We start from the raw sequence: 26313 nt of genomic DNA on the forward strand, positions 1-26313 counted from the left end.
AGTATTACGCACGCTGCTCTTGGAGGCCCGGGCCTCCACCACCCACTTTGAAACGGGACCAGCCCCGACACGCCGTGGAAGCGGAGTGTCGGGGCTGTTGTCCGCCCAAAGTGGGTGGATGGGACCCGGCGGATCGTGGAGCCGCGGTGGCCGCGGCGGCCGGCGGCCGGATCTACGCGCGAACCGCCATGCTCGGGTCCAGTTGCTCGATGCCCTCCGGTGTCACCAGGACGACCCGTGCCGTGCAAATGTCGTAGAACAAGCCAGTGGCCTCCAGTTGACCGGCCGCGAGTGCCGGTCCGGTGACCGGGTGTTCTTCCAGCTTCCGGAGTTGGAGGGCCACGTTGACCATGCTCAATTGGTCGAGCCGGCTGTAACCCTCAGCAGCAGCGGCAACCCCTACAGGGTGGCTGGCCAGCAGGGCAGTGTAGCTAGGCCGGGCATGCTCCAGCCACGTATCGAAGCCTTTGCCCATACCCGGCGAGACCCCCTCAGCATCGGCAATGACAGCTTTCATCGCACCGCAGTTGGAATGTCCACAGATCACGATCGAGTCCACGGACAACCCCTTGACTGCGAAGGACAATGCGGAGTCGATCGAAGCATCGCTGCCGTCATTGCACACCACGTTGCCAATGTTCCGGAGCGTGAGGAGGTCGCCCGGTCCGCTGCTGGTGATCAGGTTGGGATTGACCCTGGAGTCAACACAAGCGACAAAGAGCGTGTCCGGATTCTGCCCTTCGGTGAGGTCCTGAACCAGGGGTCGGACCTTGTCCGCGTGCCGCCGGTGATACTTGTCGATGCCCAGGAGGATCGACCGCAGCGGCAGCCGCCCGTCGTCGTCGGGAGCTGGGGTGGCCCCGGAAGGCAACCAGGACGTGCGGGGCGGCAGCGGGAACTCGCGAGGGTCCTGGCGCTGTGGGGTGTTGTCCTCGGCGTCGCTAAATGCCGTGGTGCCGTGTTCTTCGAGGATCACGGATGCGCCGGTGTTGCGCTGCTGCTTCTGCCACGCAACCAAGGCTTCGCGGAAGGCGTGATCCAGGTAGTCGGCGTTAAGTTCGACTACGACGTCATGGCCTTCGGGCACGGAGTGGAGGACCCGGTTAAGCCGGGGCAGCGCGAAGAAGCTGCACGAGCCGGCTATGGTCACGCGCCATGGCAGCGACTCAGCAGAGGGGGCATGCGCTTGGATCTGTGCCCGGAGCACACGCCACAGCACGCAGAGGGCGGCCAGTGCGAGGCCAATAATGACGCCTTCCAGGAGGTTGAGGGCCACCACGCAGACCAAGGTGACGCTGTAGACGAGGAGGTCGCCGGTGCGGAGGCTTGTGCGGATGTCCGCGATTTTGATGAGTTTGGCGCCGATCACCAGCAGGAGCCCGGCGAGCACGGACAACGGAATCAGTTGGATGAGGCCGGCAAAGAGAGCGGAGAACACCAGGACCCATACGCCATGCAGGATGGCTGAGCTGCGGCTGGCGGCGCCCGCTTCAACGTTGGTTGCACTGCGGACAATCACACCGGTGACGGGCAGTCCGCCGAGCATTCCGGACACAACGTTGGCCGAGCCTTGGCCCACGAGTTCCCGGTTGAGATTGGTCCGCGAGCCGCCCATCTTGTCCACGGCGACGGCTGACAGGAGCGATTCGATGCTCGCGATCAGGGCCACCGTGATGACAGCCATGGCGGCGGCACGCCAGTTCCCGTCGGGCAGGCTGGGAAGTGCGATTGCGTCGAAGATGGAGCCGCTGAAGCTGATGCGCTCCACGCTTGGCGCGACGGCGACGGACAGAGCCGTCACCGCGACGACGGCGGCAAGCGGCCCGGGGATTTTCCGCACCGCGGCTGGGAGGAACTTCCATGTCAAAAGAATCGCGACGACGGCCAGACCCAGGAGCGCCGAGTGCAGCTCTACGTTGGTGATGGCGGCGGGAAGGCCTGTGAGGTTTTCGATGGCGGACCCAGCGGCTTGACCGCCGAGGAGCACATGGAGTTGCTGCAGGATGATGGTGATGCCGATGCCCGCGAGCATCGCTTTCACCACCACCGGCGAGACCGCCAGCGCCGCCCGGCCAATGCGGCTAACTCCCATGAGCAGCTGCACGACGCCGGCAGCAGCGGTGATTGCGCATGTCACCTGCCAGCCGAACTCATCAACCAGACCGGCAACGACGACGGTCAGCCCGGCGGCCGGGCCGCTCACCTGCAGTGGGGAGCCACCCAGACTGCCTGCAACGATGCCGCCGACGGCTGCGGCAATGAGACCGGCCATGATCGGAGCACCTGAGGCGGCGGCAATGCCGAGGGAAAGCGGGAGTGCTACGAGGAAGACGACGAGCGATGCCGGGAGATCCGCGCCGAGGTTGCTCAGGAAGGTGGGCTTACGGGCCTTGGGGCCTGGCGGGCTGTGGGAGTCGGCGGGAACGGTGGCGGATTCGTTGGACTGCGGCATGGGAACTCCTAGCTCGGGACTGCTGACCCTTCCAAGCTACGGAACTTGTCACCGTTAATGACAACAAGATGTGACAAGCATGACAAAAGCTGTGAAGATGCGCTTCATGTTGGGACCAATGGGAACTTTGGCGGGGGTGGAGCGCGTTGCAACACTCGTTCAGCTCTTCCCAAGCTCCGGCGAGCACCCTTGGCGTGCGCCCGATGCCGCGTCTTCGCTTTCGGGCGTATAAACTTCGCAGGTTGACGCGATGGTCGCGCACTGAATTATGGGGGTCGAGCCTTTGGCTGCTCTGGGTATTTTCACGTTTTCTACCACCAGTCTCTGGCATCGAATCGCCGCCACCCTGGTGTCTGTGGCCACGGCTGGGACAGTCTTGGTAGGCGTCTCCCTGCCCGCTCAAGCCGACACCATGACGGATGGCATCCGCCTGGGCCCCGAGCCTTTTGCCCTAGCGGTAAATGAAGTAACAAACAAGGTGTATGTCACCAGCGAGGAGGCCAACTCCGTATTCGTCTTGGACGGGGCTACCAAGCTGGAAAGGACCATTCCGGTAGGTACGCGGCCTCGCGAACTGGCCGTCAATGAGAAAACCAACAAAGTTTATGTAGCGAACAATGGCAGTTCATCCTTGAGCGTCATCGACGGAGCAACAGGTACCACGAGGACCATCGCTTTGACGGGTGACCCTATGACAGTTGCGGTGAACGAGACCACCAACAAGGTCTACGTCTCAACATCCGGCACGAACGGCGTTACTGTCGTTGACGGTGCCACGGGTGCCACAACAGCCCTTCCGGCAACGGTCTACTCCTTCGCTGTCAACGAGAAAACCAACAAGATCTACGGAGTGAGCCGCAACAGCCAGGTGACTGTTGTGGATGGTGCAACAAACATCGTCTCGGCGATCCCCGTTTGCAGCGACACTCGCGGGGTAGCAGTGAACGATGCCACCAATACGGTTTTCGCTACGTGCCTTGCCTCCAAGGCGATCGCGGTTATTGATGGCGAAACTCTTGCGGTCACAACAGTTCCCACTGGCGTGGACTCGGGGCCCAAGGAGATTGCCCTGAATCGCAGCAATAACAAGGTCTACGCGCTGAACTCTGAGCTTGCCAGCATGACCGTCCTGGATGGCGCGACGAAGGCGACCGTCACCGTTCCCACGGGGGAATCTGCCTCAGGACTGGCGGTCAACGAAGTGACCAACAAGGTTTACGTACCCCTTTGGTACCGCTCCCGTGTGATGGTCTTTGACGGAACCACCAACGCTGCTGGAAGCCTTCCAGGCTTCAGCATGGCGGGCAAGATGGCAGTCAATACAAAGACCAATAAAATCTATGTAAGAAATCTGCCCTACAGCATCAACGAAGACAGCAAGAATGTTGTCGTCATCGACGGCACGAGCGTCGCTCCCACTTTCACGTCCGGCCCTCCACCCTCAAAGGGCGCGGTGGACGCGTACTACGAGCACAGATTCGCGGCAAAGGGGTCGCTCACCCCGACCTTCAAAGTGGCCAGCGGCTCCGTTCCGACAGGACTGACTCTCAGCGATAACGGCATCCTGTACGGGGTTCCAACTTCCGCGGGCACCTTCACCTTCAGCGTTTCTGCCACTAATGGTTACGGCCCTGACGCCGTGACGTCTGCATTCACGGTGACTATCGCAGCTGATATCCGTCACGATTTCAATGGCGACAAGAAGTCCGATGTCCTGGCCCGGACCACTAACGGCGACCTGTGGCTCTACCCCGGCAACGGGAGCGGAGGTTGGCAGACACCGTCCAAGGTGGGCCAGGGCTGGAACGCCATGACAGCCCTGGTCACGCCGGGGGATTTCAACGGTGACGGCAAGGCCGACGTGCTGGCCCGGGATGCCTACGGGGTTTTGTGGCTGTATCCGGGGAATGGCCAGGGCGGATGGCAAGCCCGGCTTCAAGTGGGCCAGGGCTGGAACGAGATGACAGCCATCACAGGAATCGGAGATCTTGACCTGGATGGAAATGCGGATATCGCAGCCCGGGACAGCTTCGGACAGCTGCGGCACTACCGCGGAAATGGCCACGGCGGCTGGTTGAGCCAGTACTCAGTTGGCAGCGGCCTGAACGGCATGAACTTCATCGCCGGTCCTGGAGACATCACCAAGGATGGAGTCCAAGACCTTCTGACCCGGGATGCCAACGGCACACTGTGGAGCTTCAACGGATATCGCAACACTTCCTTCTATACCGGTACCCAGGTCGGTTGGGGCTGGAACGCCATGACCGCCATAGCCACACCCGGCGACTTCAACGGCGACGGCAACGTGGACCTCCTGGCCCGCGACGCAGGCGGAGCCCTCTGGCTCTACCCCAGCAACGGCCAAGGAGGCTGGCTCCCCCGCGGCCTGGTCGGCTCCGGCTGGAACGCCATGAACTTGATCATCTAGCACCAAGAAACATAGCAAAGCGGACGACGGCGGGAACCTCCCGCCGTCGTCCGCTTGCTTTCCGCACACATAACCTAAGGTTCCTTAGTTTAGGCTTGGCATCATGAGCTATTCCGAAGCCCAGCCCGTCCGCATCAGTTCCGAACCCGCGCAGTTGCAAGCCCTGGAACCCGTGCTCGAAAAAGTGCGGGCAGCAGTAGGCGACGTGCCGACACTACTGACCCTGGCCGAGGACATCGGACGGACCGCCCCAAAGCCCGGCGAGGGAAACACCGCCAAGCTGTGGGAACTGTTGGCCTCCGTGACAGCCGTGGACGTGGCGGCCGGGCGGGTACTCGAACCGCACCTCGACGCTCTCGCGATCCTCGCCCAAGCCGGAGTCCCGGCCGGAGTCGAAAACGAACCTCAAGGAACTTGGGGAGTCTTCGCAGCGGAGGGCCCCGGAATGAAGCTCGAGGCCAAACGCTCGGCAGACGGCGGCTACGTCCTCAACGGCTCCAAGCCGTGGTGCTCTCTTGCCGCGCAATTGGATGGCGCCGTGATCACCGCCCACACGGAAGACAACACCAGGGCCGCCTTTGCCCTTGATCTAAAGCACCAGGGCGTGACAGCCGAAACACCTGTGTGGACCAGCCGGGGGCTGAAGGAAATTCCGAGCGGCACTGTTCACTTCGACCAAGTGGAAGCATGGCCCGTCAACCAAGGAAGCTGGTATTTCAAGCGCCCGGGCTTCGCTTGGGGTGGCATGGGTGTGGCTGCCTGTTGGTTGGGCGGCGTGGTAGCCGTGGCTCGCGATTACGAGAAAACACTCACGAAGGCCGCAGCCAACGGCCGCGAACCCGACCAGATTGCGCTGGCTTCCCTGGGCGAGATCGACCGTATCCTTGCCACAACCACGGGCTACCTCGCCCAGACGGCGGAACGCATCGACGCCGGTGATTTGGAAGGCTCAGATCCTGACGGCCCAAGCCCCTGGCCCGAAGCACTGCGCGTCCGAGGAACCGTTGCCGCCGCCGTCGAGCGTGTGCAAACCTTGGTGACGCAGAATCTGGGCCCCGGCCCGCTGGCTTTCGACGAAGCGTACGGCAAGCGCATGGCGGACTTGTCGCTGTACATCAGGCAGCATCACGCTATGCGGGACGATGCCCAGTTGGGCGCCTTGGCTCTGAAGGGAGACCGCAGTTGGTAGCTTTCTCGCACACGGACACCGGCACGTCGGAGGCGGAATGGGCCGCCAGCGGAGTTGCCGCCTTACCGGAGCTGCCACTGAGCGCAGACGAGCTCGCGGGCATGACCTTTGTTGTACTCGCCGCCCACCCGGACGATGAAACTCTGGGCGCAGGCGGTTTCCTCGCCAAGCTCCATGCCGCCGGGGCTGCGGTGGAGATTCTGCTGTGCACTGCCGGCGAGGCCTCGCATCCGGACTCGCAAACCACGACGCCGGAACAGCTTGCCGCTGTCAGGCTTACGGAGTTCAACACGGCAGTGTCCGGACTGGCTCCTGATGCCACGTGGCGGTTCCTGGAACTTCCCGATGGGCAGCTTGCGGCCAACACGGAGAGCATCGCGGAAGCCCTCCGCGCAACTGTGGCCGGAAGGCCTGCGGAGACCGTCGCGATCGTAGCCCCTTATCGCTATGACGGACACACGGACCATGACACCTTGGGCAGTATCGCCGCGGAAGTCGCGGCGCTGGGCGGCTATGGTCTGCTGGAATATCCCGTCTGGTACTGGTTGTGGGCAGGGCCGGATGACTCCACGTGGAACTCATGGGTGCGGGTGCCGTTGACCCATCAGGATCAGCGTGCGAAAGCACGGGCGATGGACGCCCACACCTCCCAAACGAAGCCGCTGTCCGATCAACCCGGCGATGAAACCCTCCTTTCGGATACGTTCCTTGAGCACTTCAGCAGGCCGTGGGAAACCTTCGCCTGGCATCCTTCCAAGGCCGGGAGCAACAGTGCCGCAGACGCTGAGCGGATCTTCGACGAGGTCCATGCCAAGGAGGACGATCCCTGGAGTTACACCACCAGCTGGTACGAACGGCGCAAAAGGGCACTGACGTTGGCCGCCCTGCCGGAGGAATTATATGAATCCGGGCTTGAACTGGGTTGTTCCATTGGCACCCTCAGCGTGGAACTCGCCCAGCGCTGCCAGCAGTTCCTTGGGGTGGACGCCAGCAGCGCCGCCCTTGCCCAGGCGACCGAGCGGCTCTCACGATTTCCCTCGGCGGAGGCCCGGCATCTGACCATGCCCGGTGAGTGGCCCGAGGGCACTTTCGATCTCGTGGTGTTGTCCGAGACGGGTTACTACCTTTCGCCGGATGAACTCACGGAACTCCTGGCACGGCTTGACGCGTCCACCCGGCCCGGCGGAACCTTGGTGTTGTGCCATTGGCGGCACCCGATTTCGGGCTGGCAACTGGACGCTGAAGCGGTTCATGCGATGGCTCGGAACCAACTCGGCTGGCCCACGCACGGTCTCTACCGTGAGAAGGATTTCATGCTGGAGATCCTTCTCGCCCCTGACAGGACACCGTGACCGTGCCGGGGCCGTTGGAGATCAACAGCGTGGCAGTGGTCATGCCTGCCCATAACGAGGACCAACACATCGGCAAAGCCCTGGTGGCGCTAAAGGCCGCCGCGGACGCACTCCAACGTGACTGCCCGGACGTGGAGACCAGAATGGTGGTGGTCCTGGATCATTGCACCGACCGATCAGCGGAGATTGCCGCGGCGCACGCCTCAGGCGACAACCGCTTCAGCGTGGTCAACGTGAACCTGCGAAGCACGGGGGCCAGCCGTGATTATGGTTTCCGCGCTGCTTTGGAAAGCCTGCGAGCTCGGGACACGGCCGGTATCTGGTTGGCCACCACAGACGCCGATTCCGCTGTTCCCCCGCACTGGCTGACGAGGCAAGTGGAACTGGCCAACGCCGGAGCGGACGCCCTCCTTGGGTCAGTGGAACCCGATCCAGAGGACATGGACCCGGCCATCCATCGCCGCTGGATGGAACTCCATCCGTTCCGGGAGGACCACCAGCACATCTACGGCGCCAACTTGGGAATCCGGGCCTCGGCATATATCAGTGCTGGCGGCTTCCCCGGGCTGCGCTCCCATGAGGACCGCGTTCTGGTGGAACGGCTCCGCCACCGAGGTTTCGCAGTGACGGCCACGGACACCATCCGCGTTGTGACCTCTGGGCGGACACATTCCCGCGCGCCGGAGGGATTCGCCGCGTACTTACGCTCCCTCGCGGCGGAGCTTCCGGCTGCCCAATTCCCGGCCGTCCAGGTACCGGCTGCCGAGCTTCCGACTCCCGCCAGCGGCTAAACCGCCAGCGCATCCTCCAAGGCGGCAATCGCAGCCTTCGTGATCGTTTGGCGTTCGCCCGTTCCGTCAACGCTGAGCAGAATCCCCCGGTTCGAGTACGCCTTCAGCACTGGCTGCGTTTGGTCCCGGTACAGCTCAAGGCGCCGCTGTATCACGGGTTCGGTGTCATCGGCGCGTCCCTGCTCCTGCGCCCTGCGGAGCATCCGGGACAGCAGCTCGTCGTCTGATGCGTTCAGCTCAAGAACCACTTCAAGGGTTTGCTGACGGTCGGCCAATATCTCGTCCAGGGCACCGATCTGAATGACCGTCCGTGGGTAGCCGTCCAACAGGAATCCGGCCGCGGCGTCCGCTTCTTCAAGCCGGACCCTCAGCATGGCCGTGGTGACATGATCCGGCACAAAGTCCCCGCGATCCATGTACCCGCTGGCTTCTGCCCCCAACTCTGTTTTGTCGCGAACGTGGGTGCGGAACAGTTCACCGGTAGAAATGGCGGGGATCCCAAAATGCCGGGCAATGTGCTCGGCCTGTGTGCCTTTTCCGGAACCCGGAGGACCCATGATGATCAATCGCGCCATGACATTGGTCCGTTTCGAGAGGCAACCGAGACTTAACCATACGCCGACGACGACGGGAGGCACCCGCCGTCGTCGGCATCTTTTTGCTTTTGGTTCAGTGTTCAGGCGCTGGCCAGCACGGCGTCGATCTGCCCGGCTGCCTCCCGCATTCCCTCATCCATGCCCATCTCGACCATCTTCTGCATCTGTTCTTCGGAGTCGAAGGTGGACGTGATGGTCATCCGGGTGCGGTTTTCCAAAGGCTCGAGCTTCACGGTGGCGTGGGTGATGCCCAGGTGGTCCACGGGTTCACCCTGCTCGTCCGCGAAGCCGTCGTCGAACTCAAGGTGGTCCGGGGAGTTGATGGCGGTGAATTTCCACCAGCCCCGCGCCTTGGTGCCGTCCGGCCCGGTCATGTAGTAGGCGGCCTTCCCACCAACGGTGAATTCATGCGTCTCAAAGGTGGCCGGCCAAGTGGGCGGTCCCCACCAGCGCTCAAGCTGCCGGGGGTCTTCCCAAACCCGCCAGACACGCTTCACGTCGGCATCGAATTCAGAAACAATGCTGAAGCTCAGGGCCTCAACATCCTTGTTTACGCTGACAACAGTCATGGCAGATCCCTTTCATCATCTTCGGCGAGTATGTCCGCAATCCGGTCGGCGCGTTGCCGCCAGACCATTTCCAGTTGATCCAGCAGATGGCGGGCTTTCTGCAACCCTTCATGGTTCCCCCGCACGATCTGCTCCCTCCCACGCTTCTCCTTGGTCACCAGGGAGGCCCGTTCCAGAACCGCAACATGCTTTTGTACGGCCGCGAAACTCATGGTGTAGAGCGCAGCAAGCCCGGAGACTGAGTACTCCCCCGCCGTCACCCGAGCCACGATGTCCCTGCGGGTGGCATCGGCCAAAGCCTGGAAGATCCGATCGATCTCGGCGTCGGAGAGAGGCTTACTGATCTGATCTACAACCATTTGGTTGTACGATATCTCCACCAGTCACGCCACGTCAATGGTTCTGCGTTAAGAACTGGAGCGGGGATGCATGATGCGCATCTGGTCCCACGTCCGCTCCGAGGCGGCGATGTTCTGGTTGGAACGCTCACGATCCAAGGAGGCAAGCTCGACGGCGATCGCCTGGACCGCGGCCACAGCGCCTGTCAGGGATGGGAAGAAGCCGGCCCCCTCGGTGGGCACCACAATCCTGTGGTCGGCGTGCACCGCCACGGGCGAACCCGCACTATCAGTGATGGAGACGATGGGTGTACCCAGATTGTGGGCGATGTCCACTGCCCTCATAGTGCTGTCGTAGACCCGCCAGAGACTGATGGCGATAACGAGGTCTTCCGCACCAAGCCGTGCAAGGGCATTGGTGAGGGCCGCGACGTCGGCATCAAGGAGCCGTACGTTGTAGCCGGCGATGATCGCGTTATGCTCCAACGCCTTGCCCGGGATCGCGTAACTTCCTGCCGCGACGATGAAGGTCTGCCGTGCACCAGCGATCGCCTTCGCAATATCATGGAGAGTTTGGGCGTCTAGCGTGCGCTCGAAATGCGCCAGATTCGCCCGGTCAGTGGATACCGCTGCCTGCGCAGGACTGCTGATGTGGCCGTTATGTTCGGCCGCAACCTCCACTGCGCTCAGCGAGGCCAGAAACCGCGAACGCAGCTCAAATTGGAAGTCGGCCCACCCCTTGAATCCCAGTGTTTGCGCGGTTCTGGTCACGGTGGAGGCGTTCGAGGCGGCTACTGCGGCAATGTCGCTGACGGAGCCGTAGGACGCAAGCCGGGGCTGGGATCGGAGGATGCCAATCACCTGCAACTGACGGGCCGCAAGCTTCCGCCCTTGGACACGACTATCCAGCCACTCGGTCAACGTTGACGAGTCGAAATCTTCTTCCACCTATTGACCTACCTCACATTTTGGCCGTACCTTCGATACATCGCTTCTGCACAGACCCGTGCATATTCCTAAAAATGTACAACTTGGCCCAATTTGGCAGGAATCCCCATGTCTCTCACAGCACGCCTGGATCGTCTGGCTCTCAGTCGACCACACTACAAGCTTCTCCTCATTGGAGGCCTCGGCTACTCGTTCGACGGTATGGACGGTGCAGTGGTCGCATTCCTGCTCCCGCGCATCCAGGAAATTTGGGGCCTCAGCACCGCCAGCCTCGGTTTGGTGGGCTCGGCCGCCCCCTTCGGCTTCTTCTTCGGCGCAATCCTGGCCGGTTGGATGGGTGACCGCTTTGGCCGCAAGAAGGTCATGCTCTGGGCTCTGGCCTTCTACTGCCTCATGTCAGTGGTGGCGGCCATGGCCCCCAACTTCGAAATTTTCCTGATTGCACGGATCTTTGCCGGCCTGGGTGCGGGCGCTGAAAGCGTGATTATCGCCCCGTTCCTGTCCGAATTCATCCCCCCGAAGCGCCGCGGCTGGTTCATTGGAACCCTGGCCGGATTCTTCTCCTTCGGCTTCGTGGCTGCCGCACTGATCGGCCGGTTCGTTGTTCCGCTGGGCGAGGACGGCTGGCGCTGGGCGCAGGTCATCACCGCAGTCCCCATCCTCCTCCTGCTCTGGTGGCGTCGCAGCCTGCCCGAATCCCCACGCTTCCTCATCAGCCAAGGCCGCATCGCAGAGGCAACCGAAGTGGTGGACCGCTTTGAGCAGAGCGTCGTCAAAGCCACTGGGAAGCCCCTTGCTCCCTTGCCCGCCGCCGAGGAAGAGATCACCAAGCACGAGCAAAAGATCAGTATCTGGAACGCCCTGAAGTTCATGTGGTCCAAAGCCATGCGCCGCCGCACCGCGGTGATCTGGTTGATCTGGTTTGTGATCACGTTCTCCTACTACGGCTTCTTCTCCTGGATTCCCACGCTCCTCGTAGGTCGCGGCATCACCATCACCAAGAGCTTTGAGTTCTCCATCCTCATTTATCTGGCACAGATCCCCGGCTACTTCTCCGCTGCTTGGTTGTGTGACCGGATTGACCGCAAGAACACCATTGCCCTGTACTTGGCGGGATCGGCCATCAGCGCCTTCTGGCTGAGCCAATCCAACGATTCCGGAATGATCCTGCTGGCCGCTGCAACGTTGTCCTTCTTCCTGAATGGCACCTACGCCGGCGTCTACGCCTACACACCGGAGCTCTTCCCCACCTGGATGCGTGCCACCGGTGTTGGCCTGGCCAGCGCAGTGGGCCGCATCGGCAGCATCCTGGCACCGTCCATCATTGGCATCTTCGCCGCGTCCCTCGGTTTCGGCGGAGTGTTCACCATGACCACCGTGGTGCTGACCATCGGCGTGTTGGGTGTGGTGATCTTCGGAGCGTCCACCGCAGGCAAATCCCTGGAGAACATCAACGCCCGGGCCGAGCATGATCCGGCCACGGCAGAAAGCAAGTGAACGCCATGAATTCAGACGAAGTTTTCCAGCAGACGCTTGAGGCGATGCAGCAGGAACCGGGAGTCATTCTGTTCACTGCACTGCAGTGGATTCCCCAACGCTCCAGCCTCAAGCGCCTGTTCACCAGCCACCCGGCCGAGTACCCGGTAGGCGGCGAAAAAACAGTGGAGATCTCCCCCGGCTGGCTGGGTACGGTCATCGAAAAGAAGGAGCCGTTCCTGGCCCCCGACCTGACGGCCCTGAGGGAAGTCTTTGCAGACTCCGAGCTCATCCAGCAACTGGGCTGTGGCGCCGTCATCAACGTGCCGGTCTTGGATCAGAAAGACAACGTTGTGGGTGTCCTTGCCCTCTTGGACGCTGAAGGCAAGTACACGCAGCAGAGTGTGGAAACCGCCGTCGACGTCATCAATGCCCACAAGGCCCGCCTGGTTCAGGCCTTCGAAGCCCATCCCACCGAAGCCGACGTCCCCGAACCCACCGAAGCACCCGCGAAGGACACTGTTTAGTATGAGCACCACCCCACTTGTCATCCGCAACGCAAGCGTCCTGGACGTTGACGCGGGCACCTACTCCACTGCCGACGTCGTAAGTGTTGACGGAAAGATCAGCGGCGTCGGCCGTGACCTTGAGGCGCCTTCGGGCGCGCGGGTCATCGATGGCACCGGTAAGTTTGTGATCCCGGGCCTGATCGATGCCCACGTTCACGTGGTGGCGTCCAGCGCGGACTTCCGCTCGCTCACCTTCACACCTGCCTCCTATGTCTACGCGCAGACGGCCCGCATCATGGGCGAGATGCTGCGACGCGGATTCACCACTGTCCGCGATCTGTCCGGCGCCGACTTCGGTCTTGCAATGGCCCAGGAGGAAGGTCTGTTGGAGGGCCCGAAGATCCACTTCTGCGGCCATGCCTTGAGCCAGACCGGCGGACATGGGGACATGCGCCTGCCCGGCGAGGACCATGATCCCAATGGTCGGGGCTGCTGCGGCATCGGCCGGGTGGCCGACGGCGTTGACGCTGTCCGCGCTGCCGCCCGCGACGAAATCCGCAAGGGCGCCCACCACATCAAGATCATGGCGTCCGGCGGTGTCTCCTCGCCCACAGACCGCATCGATTCCACCCAATACTCCATGGAAGAAATGCGCGCAGCAGTGGAGGAGGCACAGGCCGCCAACCGCTACGTGGCCGCCCACGCCTACACTGCCCGGGCCATCAACCGTGCGCTTGAGGCGGGTGTCCGCTCGATCGAACACGGAAACCTCCTGGACGACGAAAGCCTGAAGCTGTTCCTCGAAAAGGACGCCTTCCTGGTCCCCACGCTGGTGACGTACTGGGCGCTGAAGGAAGAGGGCAAGGAGTTCGGGCTCACGGAGGAAATGTGGGCAAAGGTGGACTCCGTACTCACCAGCGGCCTCGAAGCGATCGGCCGCGCCCACGAAGCCGGCGTGAAGATGGCTTTCGGTACTGATCTCCTGGGCGGCATGCACCGCCACCAAAACGAGCAGTTCAGACTCCTCGGCAAGGTGCAGCCAGCGATAGATGCCATCCGTTCCGCAACCACGACGGCGGCCCTGCTGCTGGAGCGCGAAGGTGAACTTGGCGTGATCGCGCCGGGCGCGGATGCTGACCTTCTGGTTTTGGGGGCCGACCCGGTGGCTGATATTTCGGTGCTGGCCGACATCTCCGAGCACCTGGAATACCTCATCCAGAACGGCCGGGTGATCTCCTAGTTTCTGTGCCCGCCGCGTGTGCAGTCCTTCCCGACGCTCTCTCACCTAACGCGCCATTTCCGCCGACGCTCTATCACCCGGTGATAGAGCGTTGGGCGGAAGGGGCCGTTATGTGAGAGAGCGTTGGGGCTGACCGGGCCTGTTATTACCCTCCTCAAAGACCGACAATGTAAGTATGCTGATCATTATCAGGCAAGACTAAGAGGAGGACACAGTGACCACGAAAGTGAACAAGACAATCATGGTCAACGTTCCGGTCAGCGCCGCTTACAGGCAGTGGACCAAATTCGAGGAGTTTCCGCACTTCATGGGCGGGGTGGAACGCGTCACGCGACTCAGCGACGACCGACTGGAATGGGTGGCCGAAATCGCCGGCGTCCATCGCCGTTGGGAGGCCAAGATCGTCCAACAGGACGTGGACCGGGCAGTGGCTTGGGCCGCCGTCGAGGGTGCCAAGAACGCAGGCTGGGTTGAATTCAAGGAAGCCGGTCCCAGCCAGACGTCCTTGCATCTGTCTTTGGAATACGAACCGCACGGCGTCCTCGAGTTCCTGGGCGACAAGTTGCACATTGTTGAAAGGCAGGCTGAGTCAGACTTGAAGAAGTTCAAGGAGTACATCGAGAAGCAGGCACCGGAAGCTGGCACCGATACAGAGGAGCGGACCACGGCCGGCACCACCGCAACGGCTACAGGAGCAACCGCGGCCACCGGCGCTTCCGGTACCACCGGCTCCCCTGCCCCGGACTCGCCACCGATCGTCGATCCCATCACCCACCCGTTCGATCAGACCAACGGCCTGGCCGATCTGGACGGCGACTCCGACGAGACGGCTGACAGCGACACCCGCAGCGAAGCCGAGCGGAAGGCAGACGAAGGTCACGGCGAGGGATTCATCCCACCCCTGGGCGGGATGCCGGGACAGCGGTAAAGTCCCACTCCGGACGTGGCGTCCTGACCTTCTTTGACCACCGAAGCACCGAAAGTAAACCCCCAAAGGTTGAAATAGCTGCCTCCCGAGCTCAAAGAGGGTCAGGAATCAGCCCGCTATGGGAACCCGGCCCGGGATGGCCGTGATCAGCTGCCGGGTGTAGTCCTCCGCAGGGTTTTCCAGCACTGCGGTGGCCTCCCCGAGTTCCACCATTTTCCCTGCCTGCATGACGGCCACGCGGTCGGAAATTTGCTGCACCACGGCGAGATCATGCGAGATGAACAGGTAGCTCAACGACTCCTGCACCTGCAGCTCAGCCAAGAGAGTCAGGATCTGCGCCTGCACCGAAACATCCAGGGCCGAAACCGCTTCATCCAGCACCACGAGTTCGGGCTTCAGCGCCAACGCCCGCGCGATAGCAATACGTTGCCGCTGCCCACCCGAGAGTTCGGCCGGACGCCGGGTTCCGTAGTCCACGGGGAGGTGGACCTCCTCAAGCAACGCCTTCACCCGGCTCTTTTGTTCGGCCGGGGTGCCCTCCGCAAAGGCCCGGAGCGGCTCAGCGATGATGTCCTCCACAGAGAACCTCGGATCCAGCGATGCATAAGGACTCTGGAACACCACTTGGAACCGGCGTCGGAGTTGGCGCAGCCTCTCCCCTTTCGCGCTGGCGAGGTCCACGCCGTCGAACGTCACTGAACCTGAGGTTGGCTTGTCCAACCTCAGCAGCAGGCGGGCAACTGTGCTCTTCCCGGAACCGGACTCCCCCACCAATGCCAGAGTCTCGCCTCGCCGGATGTCCAGCGAAACATCGTCGACGGCGGTCAGCGACCTTGCGCCCCCGGCTGTCCGGGGCAGGCCGAACACCTTGCGAAGCGACTTGGCCTCCACAAGAGGGAAAACGTGGACAACGTCGCCGCCCGTCGCCGTGCGTGGGTTCTGGACCGAAAGCGATGGCCGCAATCTGCGCGGGCTGAGTCCCGGGGCCGCCGCAATGAGTTGCTGCGTGTAGCTGTGCTGCGGGTCGCCCAGCACAGCCGTCGCGGACCCTTCCTCCACAATTTCGCCGCCGCGCATCACGATGATCCGGTCGGCACGGTCAGCTGCGACGCCGAGGTCGTGCGTGATCAGCAGGACGGCGGTCCCCCGCTCCGCAGTCAGGGTGGCAATGTTGTCCAGGATCTGCCGCTGGACCGTCACGTCCAGAGCACTGGTGGGCTCATCAGCAATGACCAGTTTCGGCTGGGCAGCAAGCGCAGTGGCTATAAGCACGCGTTGGCGCATGCCACCGGAGAACTGATGGGGAAACTGGCGCGCCCGGGAGGGAGCGTCGCGGATTCCGGATTCCTCCAGCAATCTGACGGCACTCTGGCGTGCAGCCTTCTTGGGCTGGAGCCGGTGGATGGTGAGCGCTTCCGCCACTTGTTCGCCCACCCGTTGGAGGGGATCCAACGACGCCGTGGGGTCCTGCGGAATCAGCCCGATGTCCTTGCCGCGCACCCCCTGCCACTCCTTGCGCGTCAGCTGCGTCAGGTCCGTGCCGTCGAAGGTCACGCTGCCGGAGGAAACCCGGGCGTTGCCGGGGAGCAGGTTGATGATGGAATGGGCCGTGGTGGTCTTGCCGGAGCCCGACTCCCCCACAATCGCCACCACCTCGCCGGCCCGGACCTCAAAACTGACACCCGCCACCGCGTTCCGCGAAGATCCGTCCACCACATAGTCCACGCGGAGGTTCTCCACCTTCAACAGCGGTTCAGCATGGGAGCTCATGGCCGGTTCCTTTCAGAGTCTTGGAAAGCATGCGAAATACGGTTGGTGGACAGCACGACGGCGGCAATCACCACGCCCGGCAACGTCACCAGCCACCACGCAGCCACCAGGTAGTCGCGGCCTCCGGCCACCAGTGAACCCCATTCCGCGGAGGGCGGTGGTGCGCCGAACCCGAGGAAGCTCAGCGATGAAATCGACAGGACTGCCATGCCGAACTCCAACGCGGACAAGGCCAGAACCGGGCCGGCAGCGTTGGGGAGGACGTGTCGGAGGAGGATGGAGTGCCACCGGACACCCGAGGACCGTGCGGCCTCAACGTACACAGCGGTGCTCACCCGCAGGGTTTCAGCCCGCATGATCCGGGCGAAGTTGGCCACACTGGCAATGCCCACCGCGATGGCGATGTTGATGGTTCCAAAGCCGAGCACCGTGATGAGAGCCAAGGAAAGCAGCAAGCTCGGAATGGCCAGCAGCACATCCATGACGCGCATGATGGCGTCATCCACCCACCCCCTGATGGAGCCAGCCAGCAAACCGAGCGCCGATCCCGCAACCAGGCCGACGGCTACCGCCACTGCCGTTGCAGCCAACGAGGTTGCCGAACCGTGGACCACACGGGAAAAGAGATCACGGCCCAGGCTGTCGGTGCCGAACCAGTGTTCCGCGGACGGTGGTTTGAGCCGCGACGACGGAACACCCGTGTCCGGAGGCCACTGGGTAAAGGCCTGGGGAACCAACGCCCACAGGATCACCAAAGCAAGGACCAGCACGGACAGCACCAATCCGGGCTTGGCCAGGAACCTCCGGGCGCCGGCCCAAGGGGAACCAGCCCAACTACCTGAAGCCTGGTCGGAGGCCGGCGGGACGGGAACTGCCGTCTCGGGTGCGGCGGCCGAGTGCCCCGTCCCGGAGCCGGCCTCGGAGGGCGTCTCCCTCACAAGTTGCTGCGTCATGATGGCCCTCCTAGACCTTGGCCCCGCGCGCTGTGTTGATACGCGGGTCCACGAGCGGATAAATCAGGTCAACGATCAAGCTGGTGATCACAAAGATGGCGGCGGCCAGGACCACCAGGGTCTGAACTACGGGGATGTCCCTGCTGTTGACGGCCGTGACGGTGAGCCGCCCGATGCCTGCGCGGGAGAACACTGTTTCGCTCACCACTGCCCCGGCCAGCAGGTTTCCCACCAGGATTCCGAGCATGGTCAGCGTGGGAATGGCTGCGTTCCGGAGGGCATGGCCAAAGTTGATCAGCGCTTCGCTGGCTCCCTTGGCCCGGATCTGTTCGATGTACGGTTCGCCCAATGTTTGGCGCAAGCTGCGCGTCAGCAGCTGGGCGATCACCGCTGAGGTGGGTATGGCCAGAGTCAGGGCTGGAAGCACGAGGCTCTGGCCGCCGTCGTTCCCTATCGCTGGGAACAATCGCAACCTGAACGAGAAGAACTGCAGCAGCAAGAGGCCAATCCAGAAAGTGGGCACGGCGATGCCCAAAGGCGGCAGCGAGGAGAAGGTCTGGCGGATCCAGCGGTTGCGGCTGAACGCCGCAACCACTGCCAGGGCACTGCCCAGGAGCACCGCGACCGCGAATCCCGCCACGGCCAACTTGATGGTCTCCGGCAAGACTTCCGCCACAGTCTGGGTCGCAGGGACACCATTCTTGATGGACAGCCCGAAGTCCAGCTGGAACGCCTTGAACAGGGCAACAAAGTATTGCTCGTAAAGAGGCCTGTCCAATCCGTACTCCGCGCGGAGTTTCTCCACGAGAGCCGGGTCCACTGCGTTCTGTTCGTCGCCGCTGGCCATGATGCTCACGGCGTCGCCGGGCAACAAGTACAGGATCAGGAAGGACACTGTGTACGCGGCCCAGAGGACGAACGCGCCCTGCAGCAACCGTTGGCCGATGTAGCGGATCATGGGATTCCTACTTGCTCAGCCAGGCGTCGTAGAAGTCCAGGCGGCTGGAAGCTTCGAACGTGAGGCCCTTGACTTTGTCGCTGGCGGAAATGGTGGTGGACAGCTCATACAGCGGGATGGAGTGGGCGTCCTTGATCAGGATTTCCTGTGCTTCGTCCACCAGTTTCTGGCGTGCGTCCTTGTCCAGCGCCGCGGCCTGCTCGCCCAGGACATCGTCCACGGGCAGCTTCTCGCGGAGGTTGCTTCCGCCACGGGCTGTGGTGGAGGCGAAGACGGTGCGCAGGACGTCCGGGTCGCTGCGGGTCAGGTTGCCGTAGGAGAAGTCATAGGTCTTGTCAGCCTGGGCAGCCGTCACGTCCGCGATGGTGGTGAACTTCAGCTGCAGGTCCACGCCGATCACCTTGAGCTGCTGCTGCACGAGCTCCAGTACTTCCTTGGGTGACTGCCAGTAGGTGACCTTGAAGGACAGTTTCTCGCCGTTCTTCTCGCGGACCCCATCCGTGCCAACCTTCCAGCCTGCATCGTCCAGGAGCTTCTTGGCGCCATCGGGATCGTTCTTCAGCAGCTGGCTGTAGTCGTTGAAGTACGGCGTGGTGTGGGAGAGAACGCCCTTGGCCGGCTGGTCTGCTTCGGTCAGCAAGGTCTTGGTAATTTCCTCGCGGTTGATGGCCTTGGAGATGGCCTGACGGACGGCGGTTTCCTTGAGCTTGGGGTTGGTCTGGTTGGCGTACAGGTTGTAGACCACGCCCGGGTTGGCCCGGGTTTCGTTCCAGAAGCCGTTGCCGTTGAACAGGCTGATGTCAGCAGCGGAGATCGCCGCCGTCGCATCGATCTGGCCGGACTGCAGGCTGCCCGTGCGGTTCCCTGCCTCAGGAATGATCTTGAAGGTGACAGTGTCCAGGTAGGCCTCGCCCTTGTTGCTGTTGGTGGCGGCGGGCCAGTTATAGCCCGCACGGCGTTCCAGGACAGCTTCCTTGTCCACGGTGTAGCTCTTCACGCTGAACGGGCCGGAGCCGGAAAACTTCCCGGCGCAACGGTCAGCTTCGGAAAGCGTGGCAGATGCCGGAGACAACAGGCCCAGCGTGAACGTGGACGTTGCCTGGAGGAACTGCGCATTCGGCTTGGAGAAATCCACCACCACGGTCTGCGGGTCCTTCACGGTGATGGCACTGACGTCGCTCAGGTAGGTGGAGCCCAGCGTCGCTTTGGCACCGAGTGCCTTGATCGCCTCGAAGTTGGTCTTCACCGAAGCAGCATCAATCGCGGTCCCGTCAGCGAAGGTGGCACCGCTGCGGAGGGTAAACGTGAAACTGGTGGCGTTCGTATTGGTTTCGAACTTCTCCGCCAGCCACGGAACGATCTCGCCCGTCGTCGGATCCTGCGACGTCAACGACGCCACTGTCTGACGGGCAATCGCGATCGCATCGTTGTTGCCCACCTGCTGCGGGTCAATGCATCCGCGGTCAACGGACACCGCGAAGTTCAGGTTGCCACCGGAGACCGGGGTGGCGTCGGCACTTTGCTGGGTGCCGGCGTTGGCCCCTCCAGCGCAAGCTGAAGCCAGGAGCGCAAAGGCTCCCAGGACGGACACGACGGCGGCGGGTTTCCGCAGCTTGCGCGCTGCAGTTGGGTTGGGGACGCTCATGCGACTTCTTCGCTTTCAGTGAGTTGGGTGCTGGAGAGTGATCCGCGGCGGGTCAGCGGGGCGCGGAGGCCGAGGTTTTCGCGGAGGTTGGTGCCTTCGTATTCGGTGCGGTAGACGCCGCGGTCCTGCAGGCGGGGAACCAGTTCGTTGACAATGTCATCCAGCCCGCCGGGCACAATCCACGGGGTGATGTTGAAGCCATCAACTGCGCCGGTGTGGGCGTACTCGGCGAGTTTGTCCGCAATATCGTCGTACGATCCCACCAGGCCGCGGCCGTTGAGCCGGGAACGGGCAGCGACGAACTGGCGGATCGACTGGCCGTTTTCCTTGGCATCCGCACGCCACTGGGCGACCAGGTCCTTGGCGCTCTTCCCGTGGAAGGCGTTGCCGCGGGTGGGGTTGGTGACGTCCACAAGGGGGTCGATATCCGGCAGCGGACCGTCGGGGTCGTATTCGGTGAGGGTGCGTCCCCAGAACTGTTCCAAGTAGGCGATGGCCGTTTCCGGACCCACTTGCAGCGAGCGGACCCACTGGTGCTTTTCCTCGGCCTCTGCCGCGGTGGCGCCAAGGATGAACTCCTGGCCGGGGAAGATCTTCACGTCATCTGCCGGGCGCCCGGCTTTGAGGGTGCGGGCCACAATGTCGTCGCGGAACTTCTTGGCGTCCTCCAGTTCCGGGTGTGCCGAGAAGATCACGTCGGCGTTCCGCACGGCGAAGTCCCGGCCGTCCGGTGAGTCCCCGGCCTGGAACAATACCGGGTGCTGCTGACTGGAGCGCGGCAATCTGCCGGTGATTTCGACGTCGAAACTCTCATCCTGACGCTTGACCGTGGTGATGGCGTCCTCGCGGAGCCAGCGTGGATCATTCCGGGACCCGGCGATTGCGCCGTCAGCCCAGGAATCCCAAATAGCCTTGGCCGTCTGAACGAACGCTTCGGCCCGGACGTAACGGTCCTCGTGCTTGAGGAACCCGCCGCGCCTGAAGTTGGCACCGGTCCATGCGTTGTCCGTGGTGACGATGTTCCATGCCGCACGGCCGCCGGACAGAAGGTCCAGGCTGGCCAAGCGGTGGGCAAGATCCGCGGGATCGTTGTACGTAGTGTTCTGTGTTGCAACCAACCCGATGTTGGTGGTGATAGCTGCGAGCGCGGCGAGGGCGGTCTGCGCGTCGGGACGGCCCACGACATCCAGATCGTGGATCTTTCCGAGGTGTTCCCTGAGGCGGAGTCCTTCTCCGAGGAAGAACGCGGAGAAGAGTCCCCGTTCAGCTGTCTGGGCCACCCGGCGGAATGACTCGAAGTCGGTTTGCGAGCCGCTCTGCGCGTCCTTCCACACGGTGGTGTGGTTGACGCCTTGGAAGAAGACGCCAAACTGGATCTGGCCGTTGCCTGCGATGCGGTGATGGTTGGTCATGGTTCTGCTCTCTGAATCTGGCTCTGTGAGTGGGCTCTTGGCGGCGGGCGTTGGTCAGCCGGCCTCAGGCCGCGGCAAAGCGGTTGGCGGGACGGGGAAGGCCGAAGGTTTCACGGAGTGTGGCGCCCGGAAGCGGCGGCACCACCAGTCCGCTGCGGTGCAGTTCGGGGAGCACCTTGTTAGCCAATTCGGGGAGGTCCACATCCAGTACTGCTGGCTTGAGGCGGACGCCGTCGGCTGCTGCGAACAGCGTGGTGAGCAGTTCCACCAAGCCTTCGGCGTTGCCCACATAGCGGGCACCGCCCGTCCACTCTTCGTACGAGTCCAGTTCGGCCAGACGGTCCTCCGCGGTCTGCCCCCGGGAATCGAGGATGACGTCCAACTCCACCAAGGTCCTCGGCGCACCCGCAGATGCTGCCGCTTGGGCAGCTTGCGGGAGGTCGTCCGTGGTGTCCGCGGAGACCAAGGCAACGTCAGCCTCGACGGCGGGGATCAGCTCAGCGGGCGCGAACACCACGAGCTGCCCTTGGAGTGGGCGGGGGATGATGGACGGTCCCTTGACGGAGAAGCGTTCACCGTCAAAGTCGGCGTAGTGCAGCTTGTCCCGGTCCAAGTACCGGCCTGTGGCAACGTCACGGATCACCGCGTCGTCTTCCCAGGAGTCCCAAAGCCGGCGGCTGGCTTGGACCACATCCGCGGCTTCGCTGACGGCCTCGCCTTCTGGCAACTGCGTGCGCCCCACGGAACGGGCTTCCTTGGCCAGGTTGTCCGCGGTGACCAGCCAACCCGCCCTCCCCAAGGAGGAGTAGTCCAAACTGGCCAGCTGCGTGGCTACATGGAACGGCTCAGTGAAGAGCGTTCCGGCCTCAGGGACAAGACCGATGGACCGGGTGATCGGTGCTGCAAAGGCCGCGCGCTGGATCGCATCAATCCGGCCCGCAATCCCGGTGCTTCCAGGATCCACCACGCGGCTGTCCTTGAACGTGGCCGCATGGAAACCGGCGATGTCCGCTGCCTGCACGGTTTCACGGATCCGCTGGCCCCCCAATAGCGCCTGCGGATCATGGTGGGCCTTGCGCCACGACGCAGGGTGGGCTCCGTCGCCGTCGAGCTCCAATGCGATAACGCGGGAGCGGAATTCGGGTACAGGTGTGGAAGTCATGATTCTCTCTTTCAGAGGCCGCACAGCGGCCGGGACGACATTCACTTGCCGCAAATGCGGCCTGGTCTGTTTCCGGAGCACCCCGCCACGTAATGCCTGAGGGTTGCCGCAGCACGAGCCGGTCCTTGGCGTGCTGACTCTTGACCTGAACTTGAATCTAGGAGGCTGTCCAAGGAATGTACAAACCGCTGGACTTGCGGCGTCAAGGCGGGAAATACCACGTCAAAGGCCTGCTGGAATCGTCATTTTCGGGCTTTTGAAGGGTCGGTTGTGACGGCCCATTTCGCCGGATTTCGTTGGATTTAGCCCGGTTGAGCGGGGTGACGGATCGGCTTTGGGCTCCGCGCGTGGCTCCGTAGTGTCGTGCCATGCCGAAGCCTCCAGTTACTCCCCTGTCCGTCCTTGACCTGAGCCCGGTGTCCGCCGGCCAGACTCCCGGCGATGCCCTGCGGAGCACCCTTGCCCTTGCCGCCGCTGCCGAGGCTTCCGGCTACTCGCGGTATTGGCTGGCCGAGCACCACCTCAACACCGGCGTTGCCGGATCAGCCCCGCACATTCTGGCCGGGTTGGTTGCCTCCGCCACCAAGACCATCAGGGTGGGGACCGCGGCCACCTTGCTGGGGAACTACAGGCCGCTCCAGATTGCCGAGAGCATTGGGACGCTGGCCGCCGTGTTCCCGGACCGTGTGGACTTGGGCTTTGGCCGCTCCGGCCCGCCCAAATCCCCCAGCGATCCGGCTCCCGGAGTGGTACCCGCTGACTCTTCGGAACCCACCGATCGGGTGGTTGACGGACTGCTGATCCCCGCGCCGCGCCCCATCTTCGGTGCGGTCCTGCCCAGGAAGTTCCGGCTGCAGGGCGAGCTGCTGGGTCGCTTCCCCGGTGATACGGACAACTTCGAGAACGACATCCAGGACATCATCGGATTTTTCACCGGCGAGTACAGGACCAAACATGGTGAGGAAGTCACGGCTACACCCGCCCTCGGCCAGGCGCCGCAGTTCTGGGTCCACGGCTCAACAGCCGGACCCAGTGCCCGCTTGGCCGGCAAGCTGGGCCTCCCCTTCGGGGCGAACTATCACGTGGCACCGGCGGGCGTCCTGGACTCCATTGCCGAATACCGGGCCCACTTCGAACCATCGGCGGCATTGCGGGAACCGCGTGTGATTGTCTCCGCGGACGTGCTGGTAGCCCCGGACGAACGCCAGGCCCAGCGCCTGGCCCGCGGCTACGCACACTGGGTCCACGGGATCCGCAGCGGCCAGGGTGCCATCCCGTACCCGTCACCGGAGGATGCGCTGGAGCTTTCCTTGGACGCCGAAGCCGGGGAGCTCATCAAGGATCGTCTGGACACCCGGTTCGTGGGCGACCCCCACCAGGTCAGCGAAGGACTCCGCACGCTGCAACGCGCCACCGGTGCCCAGGAACTTCTCATCACCACCATTGCCCATGACCCAGCCGACCGGCAGAACTCGTACCAGCTGCTGGCCGAGGTATGGGGTCTCTAGAGTTTCCGATATTTCAACCACCACCTAGATAAGGGAGCACCATGTCCATCGAAACCACCGTTCACGAGAACGAAGTCCAGGAATCAGTCCAAGACACCCAGCTGATCACCGCCGATGCCGCCGCCAAGCTCATCGAAGAAGGCGCCCTGCTGATCGATGTCCGCAGCGAAGGCGGCCGCGCCAGCACCGGCGCAGTCCCCGGCGCTGTGGTGGTGAACCGCGAGCACGTGGAGGAGGACTTCAGCCCCGAATCCGCACACCGGTTGCCCCAGGTCACCAGCACCGAACAGAAGATCGTGGTGTTCTGCGGCTCTGTCAACGGTTCACGACCCGTCGCGCAGAAGCTCCAGGTCCTCGGCTACGCCAACGCTGTCCATGTGGACGGTGGCTTCCCGGCCCTCCGCGACGCCGGCGTCCCCACCACCGGGCCCACCGCACCGCCCGTCGAAGCGGCACCGCCCGCCGCCACTACTCAGGCGTCCACCGAATCGGTGGCTTCCGAACGCTGAGTACCTGCCGCCGTCGGACCTTCCGGCGTCAGCACCAGTGCCGTCGTCGCGGCTTCCCTCCCGGAAGTCACGACGGCGGCACTTGTCTTTGTGAGGTCCCGCGCCTCGCGCAGCCAGTCGAGTCCGCCGGCGAGCAAGGCGACACCCAGCAAGATGCAGCACAGGACGATGCCTTGGTGGAAGGCGTCCTTGGAAGCTTGGCCGGTGGCCGCGCCGTGTGCCTGAAGGAACATGCCCGCCGCCGCGGCCGAGCAAAGCGCCGCAGCGAACCGCTGGCTGAGTTGGTAGAACCCTGCAGCCACTCCGGCGGCGCCCACGGGCGCATGGGCCAGGGTGAGTGTCTGGTTCGGCGCGACCACCAGGCCGGTTGACACACCTTGGAGAAGCCCGACGGCGGCCACCGCAAGAGCCGCTGTCCCGCCGTCGAGCCCCTGCACAAAAAGGTCCTTGGCAATCAGGCAGGCCAGACTGCCGAGAAGCGCGTACACGATCCCGGCCCGCCCGTACCGAGCCACGAAACGCCAGCTGAAACTCGACGCCAGCAGCATGCCGGCGGCTTGCGGCGCAAGGATGGCTGCCGCTGCCAACGGAGCCATCCCGGTTCCGGAGAGGAAATAGAAGGCGGTCACGGCCGCCATTCCGGCACCGACGCCAAACTGGCAGAGTGCCACCACTGTGCCCAGTGCGTAACCCTTGGATTTCGCCAGCGAGGCACTGAGCAACGGGGTTCGGCCACGCCGGTGGTACAGGATCTCCCAGCCGGCGAAGGCGAGGAGCGCACCGGCACCGACAGCCAACGACGTCACAGCAATGGTGCCCGCGCCGTAGATGGTGGGAATGAGTGATGCCACCACCACTCCGCCCAGCAGCAGCGCGCCCAAGATGTCGATGGACGGCTTGGCGTTTCCGGGGTGTTTGCCTGCTGGCCGCGGGAGGAGCCGGAAGGCAAGTGGCACCAGGATCAGCACCAAGGGAACGTTCGCCAGGAACAGGATCCGCCATCCGATCCCGGGGTCGCCCAGTGAGAGGACGAGTCCCCCGATCAGTGGTCCGCACACTGCAGCGGAACCACCGGCGGCGGCGTAGGCGCCCAAGGCCTTGGCACGGTCGTGTCCCTGATAGATGTCCTGCAGGAGTCCGAGCACCTGCGGGTTCAGGGTGCCTGCACCAAGTCCTTGGAGGAGCCTGGCGATGATGACCAGCGAGGGGTCTGTGGCCAGGCCACCCACCAGGCTGGATGCCCCGAAGACGGCAATGCCGGCGATGAAAAGCGTGCGCCTCCCGACAATGTCGCCCAGCCTTCCTGCGGGAACCAATGCGACTCCGAACGCCAGCGAGTAACTCGCCAGGATCCACTGCACGGACCCGGAATCGGCGTGCAGGGAGTCGGACATCGCGGGAACGGCCAGGACAAACATTGACTGGTCCAGCAGCGTGATGAATCCGGCGCCCAGGCAAAGCCAGAGGGCGGAACGTTTAGCGTGATCTCCATGGCCCATGATTGTGGACTCTAGGCGGGTTCTGCCGGGGTCCGGGCATCGCGAGACACCCGGTTAAGGGGCGTTAATCCGGGTTACCGC

General features: G+C 63.3%; 22 protein-coding genes and 1 riboswitch. Of the genes, 10 read left to right on the plus strand and 12 right to left on the minus strand.

From position 1 onward, the window contains the following. Positions 1–172 precede the first annotated feature (172 nt). The gene (locus CQ020_RS10820; protein ID WP_105691849.1) at positions 173–2452 is read right to left on the minus strand and encodes a bifunctional SulP family inorganic anion transporter/carbonic anhydrase; all 2280 of its coding nucleotides are present in this window, start codon (positions 2450–2452) and stop codon (positions 173–175) included. Between the two features lie 268 nt (positions 2453–2720). Between CQ020_RS10820 and CQ020_RS10825 the strand changes: the two genes are divergently transcribed. The 4 genes from CQ020_RS10825 (at position 2721) to CQ020_RS10840 (ending at position 8212) form a co-directional block, all read left to right on the plus strand. Further along, the gene (locus tag CQ020_RS10825; RefSeq protein ID WP_105691850.1) at positions 2721–4880 is read left to right on the plus strand and encodes an FG-GAP-like repeat-containing protein; all 2160 of its coding nucleotides are present in this window, start codon (positions 2721–2723) and stop codon (positions 4878–4880) included. Positions 4881–4983: 103 nt separating this feature from the next. After that, positions 4984–6069: an acyl-CoA dehydrogenase family protein gene (locus tag CQ020_RS10830; protein ID WP_105691851.1), complete on the plus strand. Its 1086-nt coding sequence runs from the start codon at positions 4984–4986 to the stop codon at positions 6067–6069. Next, complete coding sequence (locus CQ020_RS10835) at positions 6063–7421, plus strand: PIG-L family deacetylase (protein ID WP_105691852.1); 1359 nt, start codon at positions 6063–6065, stop codon at positions 7419–7421. Before CQ020_RS10830 ends, CQ020_RS10835 begins: the two co-directional genes overlap by 7 nt. A gap of 2 nt (positions 7422–7423) precedes the next feature. Further along, a complete protein-coding gene (locus CQ020_RS10840; protein ID WP_105691937.1) occupies positions 7424–8212 on the plus strand; it encodes a glycosyltransferase family 2 protein in 789 nt (262 codons plus the stop codon). Here the strand turns inward: CQ020_RS10840 and CQ020_RS10845 are convergent. The 4 genes from CQ020_RS10845 to CQ020_RS10860 form a co-directional block, all read right to left on the minus strand. Continuing rightward, positions 8209–8787, minus strand: a complete 579-nt coding sequence (locus CQ020_RS10845) for an adenylate kinase (RefSeq protein WP_105691853.1) — start codon at positions 8785–8787, stop codon at positions 8209–8211. The two genes, CQ020_RS10840 and CQ020_RS10845, sit on opposite strands and share 4 nt — an antisense overlap. A 101-nt stretch (positions 8788–8888) precedes the next feature. Next, complete coding sequence (locus CQ020_RS10850) at positions 8889–9377, minus strand: SRPBCC domain-containing protein (RefSeq protein WP_024818070.1); 489 nt, start codon at positions 9375–9377, stop codon at positions 8889–8891. After that, positions 9374–9736, minus strand: a complete 363-nt coding sequence (locus tag CQ020_RS10855) for a helix-turn-helix transcriptional regulator (protein ID WP_024818071.1) — start codon at positions 9734–9736, stop codon at positions 9374–9376. Before CQ020_RS10855 ends, CQ020_RS10850 begins: the two co-directional genes overlap by 4 nt. A 48-nt stretch (positions 9737–9784) precedes the next feature. Further along, complete coding sequence (locus tag CQ020_RS10860) at positions 9785–10663, minus strand: MurR/RpiR family transcriptional regulator (protein ID WP_105691854.1); 879 nt, start codon at positions 10661–10663, stop codon at positions 9785–9787. A gap of 108 nt (positions 10664–10771) precedes the next feature. On the opposite strand from CQ020_RS10860, the gene CQ020_RS10865 reads away from it, so the two are divergent. The 4 genes from CQ020_RS10865 to CQ020_RS10880 all read left to right on the plus strand — a co-directional run bounded on the left by CQ020_RS10865 (position 10772) and on the right by CQ020_RS10880 (position 14816). Further along, a complete protein-coding gene (locus tag CQ020_RS10865) occupies positions 10772–12160 on the plus strand; it encodes an MFS transporter (protein WP_105691855.1) in 1389 nt (462 codons plus the stop codon). Positions 12161–12165: 5 nt separating this feature from the next. After that, complete coding sequence (locus tag CQ020_RS10870) at positions 12166–12666, plus strand: GAF domain-containing protein (RefSeq protein ID WP_105691938.1); 501 nt, start codon at positions 12166–12168, stop codon at positions 12664–12666. A 1-nt stretch (position 12667) separates the two neighbouring features. Further along, complete coding sequence (locus CQ020_RS10875; RefSeq protein ID WP_105691856.1) at positions 12668–13888, plus strand: amidohydrolase family protein; 1221 nt, start codon at positions 12668–12670, stop codon at positions 13886–13888. A 214-nt stretch (positions 13889–14102) separates the two neighbouring features. Beyond that, positions 14103–14816, plus strand: a complete 714-nt coding sequence (locus tag CQ020_RS10880; RefSeq protein ID WP_105691857.1) for an SRPBCC family protein — start codon at positions 14103–14105, stop codon at positions 14814–14816. Between the two features lie 108 nt (positions 14817–14924). Here the strand turns inward: CQ020_RS10880 and CQ020_RS10885 are convergent, their stop codons facing one another. The 6 genes from CQ020_RS10885 to CQ020_RS10910 all read right to left on the minus strand — a co-directional run bounded on the left by CQ020_RS10885 (position 14925) and on the right by CQ020_RS10910 (position 22716). After that, complete coding sequence (locus CQ020_RS10885; RefSeq protein WP_105691858.1) at positions 14925–16586, minus strand: ABC transporter ATP-binding protein; 1662 nt, start codon at positions 16584–16586, stop codon at positions 14925–14927. Beyond that, a complete protein-coding gene (locus CQ020_RS10890; RefSeq protein WP_105691859.1) occupies positions 16583–17539 on the minus strand; it encodes an ABC transporter permease in 957 nt (318 codons plus the stop codon). The genes CQ020_RS10885 and CQ020_RS10890 overlap by 4 nt, the downstream gene beginning before the upstream one ends. A 10-nt stretch (positions 17540–17549) precedes the next feature. Continuing rightward, positions 17550–18497, minus strand: coding sequence for an ABC transporter permease (locus CQ020_RS10895; RefSeq protein WP_105691860.1), 948 nt, complete (start codon positions 18495–18497; stop codon positions 17550–17552). A 7-nt stretch (positions 18498–18504) separates the two neighbouring features. Then, entirely contained in the window at positions 18505–20142 is a 1638-nt protein-coding gene (locus CQ020_RS10900) for an ABC transporter substrate-binding protein (protein WP_105691861.1), read from the minus strand. Continuing rightward, entirely contained in the window at positions 20139–21554 is a 1416-nt protein-coding gene (locus CQ020_RS10905; RefSeq protein ID WP_105691862.1) for an NtaA/DmoA family FMN-dependent monooxygenase, read from the minus strand. The genes CQ020_RS10900 and CQ020_RS10905 overlap by 4 nt, the downstream gene beginning before the upstream one ends. 64 nt (positions 21555–21618) lie before the next feature. Beyond that, a complete protein-coding gene (locus tag CQ020_RS10910) occupies positions 21619–22716 on the minus strand; it encodes an LLM class flavin-dependent oxidoreductase (protein ID WP_105691863.1) in 1098 nt (365 codons plus the stop codon). A 36-nt stretch (positions 22717–22752) separates the two neighbouring features. Then, a riboswitch (SAM riboswitch) is annotated at positions 22753–22862 on the minus strand. Between the two features lie 222 nt (positions 22863–23084). Between CQ020_RS10910 and CQ020_RS10915 the strand changes: the two genes are divergently transcribed. Further along, positions 23085–24224: an LLM class flavin-dependent oxidoreductase gene (locus tag CQ020_RS10915; protein ID WP_105691864.1), complete on the plus strand. Its 1140-nt coding sequence runs from the start codon at positions 23085–23087 to the stop codon at positions 24222–24224. 41 nt (positions 24225–24265) lie between these two features. After that, on the plus strand, positions 24266–24733 hold the full coding sequence (locus CQ020_RS10920; RefSeq protein WP_105691865.1) for a rhodanese-like domain-containing protein: 468 nt from the start codon (positions 24266–24268) through the stop codon (positions 24731–24733). Here the strand turns inward: CQ020_RS10920 and CQ020_RS10925 are convergent. Beyond that, complete coding sequence (locus tag CQ020_RS10925) at positions 24697–26232, minus strand: MFS transporter (protein WP_105691866.1); 1536 nt, start codon at positions 26230–26232, stop codon at positions 24697–24699. The two genes, CQ020_RS10920 and CQ020_RS10925, sit on opposite strands and share 37 nt — an antisense overlap. Between the last annotated feature and the right edge of the window lie 81 nt (positions 26233–26313).

The organism is Arthrobacter sp. MYb23 (assembly GCF_002979775.1).
Taxonomy (GTDB): domain Bacteria; phylum Actinomycetota; class Actinomycetes; order Actinomycetales; family Micrococcaceae; genus Arthrobacter.